The sequence below is a fragment of the Mycobacterium sp. E2462 genome, assembly GCF_001672685.1.
GTDB lineage: Bacteria > Actinomycetota > Actinomycetes > Mycobacteriales > Mycobacteriaceae > Mycobacterium.
In genome coordinates this window covers 44,955-49,743 of record NZ_LZKC01000307.1, presented here as the reverse complement: position 1 = coordinate 49,743, position 4,789 = coordinate 44,955, and the positions used below count along the sequence as shown (strand labels likewise).

Below are 4,789 nucleotides of genomic sequence, written 5' to 3'. Positions count from 1 at the left end.
TCACCGTTCTTCTTGGTGCGCAACGCCTTATTCGCCTTATGCTCCTTGGCGCCGGGCCCACGCTGACCGCCGCCACCACCGCCGCCGGGTGGCGCTCCCCCGGCCCCCGCACCGGCTCCCACAGGCATACCCGGACGCGCCACAGCTGGGCCTGGCATGTCAGTCCCCTTGGTCGCGGCAGCCACCGGCGCCCCGGCCGGGGACAACGTGTCGCGGCCCAGCGATCCGATGCCGGCGCCGCCCCCGCCATGGCCACCCCCAGGCCCCGGCTTGCCCAGCGCGTCGAGGTCTTTCGGCACACCTTCGGGTAATCCGGTGTCCGGCATGCCGTTCTGGTGATTCTGCGCCGCACCCAACGCCTGCTGGAGTGGCTCTTCGAGGCCCTGCGCCGCTTGACTCAAGCCGCTACCCAACCCCGAGCCACCCGCCCCACCGGCCGATGGGCTGGCGGATCCCCCCAACGGGCTCGCGGACCCCCCCAACGGGCTAGCGGATCCACTTAACGGGTTAGACGATCCACCAAACGGATTGCCGATTCCGGTGCCCGTGGGCAACCCGAGGTCGTCCGAGCCGGACCCAGGCACGCCTGAACCGCTGAACGGATCGGTAAACCCGGCACCGTCGGACGCCGACGAGTTGCCGAGGCCGGCAGTGGGGCTGCCCGGTGCACCGAGTCCACCAAGGGAGCCGCTGAGCGGGTTGGCGATTGCGGCAGTGTTTGGCATCGGGAAGTCCCCGGAGCTCGCACTTGAACCACCCGACGGATCGGCGATGCCCGATCCGCCGGGCACCGCCAGGTCGTCGGAACCCGGCGGCGGCGGCGTGTTCGGGTCGTCGAAGCCTGGCGGCGGCGTGGTACTCAGATCGGTCGCCGGTGCGGCGGTGGTGTCCAAGCCGGTCACCGGGGGCGGCGTCGTGTCGAGACCGATCGCTGGCGGCGGCGCGGTGTTCAGGCCGGCCGCTATCGGCGGCGGGGTGGTGTTCAAATCACTCGTCGAAGGGAAAGCACCGTTAGCGTTACCCGCCCCGGGCGGCGGGATGGTGTTCAGGTTTGGCGGCGGCAGCGCGGAAGTGGAACCCGCATTAGGCGGGGGCGCAGTGCTGTTCACGTTCGGCGGCGGCGCAAGGTTGTTCAGATTCGGTGGCGGCGGTCAGCGTGGGCCCGGCGCCAAGGAGCATAAGGCGAATAAGGCGTTGCGCACCAAGAAGAACGGTGAGCTCGTCCTCGGCGAGGTGGATGCCGTCGTTCCGGTGATCGGTGACGACGGACCGGAAGAGGCCGAGCCCGTGCAGCGGCCGCCGACGCCGGTAATGCCTCCGGCGCCGCGACCGCCGGTGCCGACTCCCTCGCGGCGCGCCGGCTCCGAGCTGCGAACCCAGGTCGGCCGATGACGTCGCTCGAGGCGGTGGCGGTACTGCGTCCGACCCCGCGGCCAATCGGGCCCGGCGAACTGGCATCGGACGGCCACTGGCGCGCCGTGTGCGAGTACCCGGGCAGCACACCTGCCGAGATGGCCGTGCAAGCCGGGAAGGCCGCCGTCGCCGCGGCCCACACCCCGGTGGCCCGGGTGCGATGGCTCGTCCACGCGGGGGTGGGCCCACAAGGCGGCCAAGGATGGCCGGTGCATCATCACATCCAGAACGGCGTTGTCGGATGCCACGGTAACGCGCTGGAGTTGAAGCAAAACTGCGCCGGCGGACTCACTTCCTGGCTGCTGGCCGCACGACTCCTCGACGACGACGGTTACTCCGTCTCCACGGGCGCCGATAACTGGTGCTGGAGTGATCGCTTTGCCACCTCGAAAACCGTTGGCGGTGAGCCCTTTTCTGATGCAGCACACGCGGTGGTCATATCCTGCGGCGGTGGCTTCGCCAAGCTGCTGGGTAGCGGAACGGCGAGTTGCCCGCAGATGGCCGACGACTGGCAAGGTCGAGCCGGCTATTGGGAAGCCGTCGACGCCAACGACTTTCAACACGTGTACTCGCGCCTCACGGCTACCCGGTCCCTGGACTCGATGCGTGAATCGCTTCGCATGTTCATCCGCGCGATCCGGGCCGCGTTGGCCGACGCCAATGTCAGCGCGCAATACGTCACTCACTTCGTACCGCAAGGGTCCGATACCGGACAGCCGTTCCGCTCGCTGGCCAATCTGATGGGGTTGCCATGGTCGGCCGACCTTCATCAACACACCCTTGACCACGGATATCTGGGCGTGAGCACTCAAGCCGACGCCTTGGTTTTCCTGGCGCAAACCGGAAACCTGAAGCCCGACTCCATCGTGATGTTGCTGGCGGTCGAATACGAGCTGAGTGCGACAGCGATGGTCTTGCGCGTGGTCCGTCCGCCCCGAGTGTCGACGGATGGCGTGATGCGGGTGGTGGCATGAACGGGACGCTCATCTCACACGTCGGAACCCTCGATCTGGTCGACCTCAACGCGATCAGCCAGTATTTCGGCCGCGATTTCATGCCGTATCCCTTCATGTTCACCCAGGGACCGCGTTTCGCCACTCGAGACGACGCTGTCGCCTACGCCGACGCGGTGCTCGAGCGGTTCAACTACGGCGACCTGCAGGTCTTCGTGGAGTGCGTGGCGGCCTATGACGCCGCCGACATCCGGGTGGAGTGCCATGTGCAGTACATCCCCGCCGATACACCGAGCCAGCGGGTGATCGCCTACCGCACAGGGCACCTCGGCTTTTTCGCGGCTCAGCGCCCTGATAAAGATGTCGTCGACATCTACACCGTTTCACCCTACGACCTGGGTGCCGCGATCGCCGAAGCCGTCTCATTGACGCAACCGGGAGTGCACCCGGCAATCGTCATCCCCGAATACGTCCCGCGGGGAAAGGCGGAATTCGACGAGGACCCCTTCGACGTGCGGCACCGGTCCGCTTCGGCAAGCGAGATCACGGTCCCGGCGAGCGAGGTGACCGCATACTCGACGATTCAAAGTCATTGGCGCCCAACGCGCAAATGGGGCCTGGACCGAGGAAAGCGCGCGCTGGTATGGGTGCGAGTCGGCGACGACGGGGACTACATCTACGCGGCGGATCAGGCCCATGCCCGGCCCATGACCAGGGCATTCCTGCACGAGCAGGTCGATCGGCTCATCGCCGATGACGTGGCCGTTCTGCGGGAGTTTCGACGTGAGTCGTGAGCCATCGACGACCGACCCTCAAGGAGGCATTCACGTGGATAACGACGCCATGAATCACGACCTCACCCACGTGCTTTCGTTGGTGCAGGAGCAGATGCGCGATCTGGCGGTCATGCAGCAACGCCGGGCGGCGCTGACCGCGACGGCAACCGCGGCGGACGGTACCGTCGAGATAACCGTCGATGCGCAGCGCATGGTCACCAATACGGTGATCGACGAGTCGTACCTCGACGAGTACGAGTTCGCCGATTTGGCTGGCCACATCACAGCCGCGGCACAGCAGGCCGTACAAGAGATCGAACGTCAATCGGCGGCTCTGTTGGCGCCCTTGAATCAACGCCGCCAGGACATCTCGTCGCTTTCCGGCCTCGTCGCGGACCTGCCCGATTTCGGCAGTCTGTTATCCGGACTGAGCGCACCCGAGGGCACGCCGTCGCGTCTTCGTGACGGCGGAGACGCCCAGGACGAAGATCCGTCGTTCCCGACCGTGAGGAGATAGTGATGACCGAGTCACTGAGCGTGAACCCGGAGGACCTCCAGACGGCTGCCGCGAACGTTGCCGATGTCAGCGCCACGATCAAGCAAGTGCTTTCCACCCTTCAGGGACAGCTCGCCGGTCTGGGGTCGCCGTGGGGCAATGACTCCATCGGTGACGGCTTCGCCAATGGGTCCAGCGGATACCTCACGCAAGTCGATCAGGTGGATAGCTCCATCAACGCCACAACGCAGCAGCTGGACAGCCTGGCACAGTCATTGACGGCGGCCGCCAGCAATTTCCAGCATCAGGATCAACAAGGCGGTAGTACCGGAAATACGTTGTTGAGCATGGGTTCCGGTGGTGCTGGGGGCGGTTCGGGCTCGGGTGACGGTTCCGGTTCGGGCGATGGTTCAGGGTCCGGTTCGGGTGCCGGCGCTGGTCCCGGCTCCGGGGGGCCAAGCACGGTGTTGACGGCGTCGTCCCAGCTCGCACCGATGCAGCCTCGGGAGTTCCTGCCGCAAACTCCCGCCCTGTCGGGACTTTTGCCCGAGCTGCCTGCTATCCCGGCCCAGCCGGCCGTTCCGGCGGCGCACGGGTCGCAGGAATTGTTGTCATCGGGGGTGGGTTCACCGTCGCCCGAGCTGCCTCGTATTCCGGTCCAGCCGGCCGTTCCGGCGGCTGAAGTCCTGGGCGGCAACGCTTCCGGCGCGGCCGCTGCGCCGTCACTGGCCGTCCAGCCGGGGTCACCGGAAGTGCCGGCTCATCCGCCCGCGCCCACAAACGTGGCTGTCCCCGCGGCGTCGACCTCGCCGTCCAACACTCTGGCCGCCGTCTCGCCCCAACAGTCCGTTCTGCCAACGGTGCCCACCAGCGGTGGTCCGGCGACCCCCACAGGGAACGTGTTGAGCGCGATTCCGGGAGCGGGAGGCTCCACTGCGGGGTCGGGCCTCGATGCATTGGAACAGCTCGTGGAGCAGATGGCTCAACCGGCGGGCGAGGGGGTGAGTGCGGCAATGCAGGCGGCCCAGAGTGGCGGGCAGACGAATCATGGCACACCTGGTGGTCCAGCGGCGCCCGCCAACGATCCCGCCGCTGCGGTGAAGTGACGGCGCGCGACCGAGGAACCGTGCGCACGCATCGCGGGACATTTC

General features: G+C 67.0%; 5 protein-coding genes and 1 pseudogene. 5 read left to right on the top strand and 1 reads right to left on the bottom strand.

All coding sequences use genetic code 11. The features are described from left to right. Positions 1-401, bottom strand: a pseudogene (locus A5714_RS27455) (hypothetical protein); the annotation flags it as partial. Between the two features lie 370 nt (positions 402-771). Here A5714_RS27455 and A5714_RS15765 point away from each other — a divergent pair. The 5 genes from A5714_RS15765 to A5714_RS25445 are packed head-to-tail and all read left to right on the top strand — an operon-like array spanning position 772 to position 4,744. Then, on the top strand, positions 772-1,392 hold the full coding sequence (locus tag A5714_RS15765) for a hypothetical protein (protein WP_068286530.1): 621 nt from the start codon (positions 772-774) through the stop codon (positions 1,390-1,392). Continuing rightward, positions 1,389-2,387, top strand: coding sequence for a hypothetical protein (locus tag A5714_RS15760; protein ID WP_068286525.1), 999 nt, complete (start codon positions 1,389-1,391; stop codon positions 2,385-2,387). Before A5714_RS15765 ends, A5714_RS15760 begins: the two co-directional genes overlap by 4 nt. Beyond that, a complete protein-coding gene (locus A5714_RS15755; RefSeq protein WP_068286523.1) occupies positions 2,384-3,160 on the top strand; it encodes a hypothetical protein in 777 nt (258 codons plus the stop codon). The genes A5714_RS15760 and A5714_RS15755 overlap by 4 nt, the downstream gene beginning before the upstream one ends. A gap of 34 nt (positions 3,161-3,194) precedes the next feature. Then, positions 3,195-3,659 carry a YbaB/EbfC family nucleoid-associated protein gene (locus tag A5714_RS15750; protein ID WP_068286519.1) on the top strand — a complete coding sequence of 155 codons (465 nt, stop codon included), beginning with the start codon at positions 3,195-3,197 and terminating at the stop codon, positions 3,657-3,659. A 2-nt stretch (positions 3,660-3,661) separates the two neighbouring features. Then, a complete protein-coding gene (locus A5714_RS25445; RefSeq protein WP_156747341.1) occupies positions 3,662-4,744 on the top strand; it encodes a WXG100 family type VII secretion target in 1,083 nt (360 codons plus the stop codon). Positions 4,745-4,789: the final 45 nt, after the last annotated feature.

Excerpts from the sequence above, each read along its gene's own strand:
- A5714_RS15765 (WP_068286530.1), top strand. The coding sequence starts at position 772 with ATGCCCGATCCGCCGGGCACCGCCAGGTCGTCGGAACCCGGCGGCGGC.
- A5714_RS15760 (WP_068286525.1), top strand. The coding sequence starts at position 1,389 with ATGACGTCGCTCGAGGCGGTGGCGGTACTGCGTCCGACCCCGCGGCCA.
- A5714_RS15755 (WP_068286523.1), top strand. The coding sequence starts at position 2,384 with ATGAACGGGACGCTCATCTCACACGTCGGAACCCTCGATCTGGTCGAC.
- A5714_RS25445 (WP_156747341.1), top strand. The coding sequence starts at position 3,662 with ATGACCGAGTCACTGAGCGTGAACCCGGAGGACCTCCAGACGGCTGCC.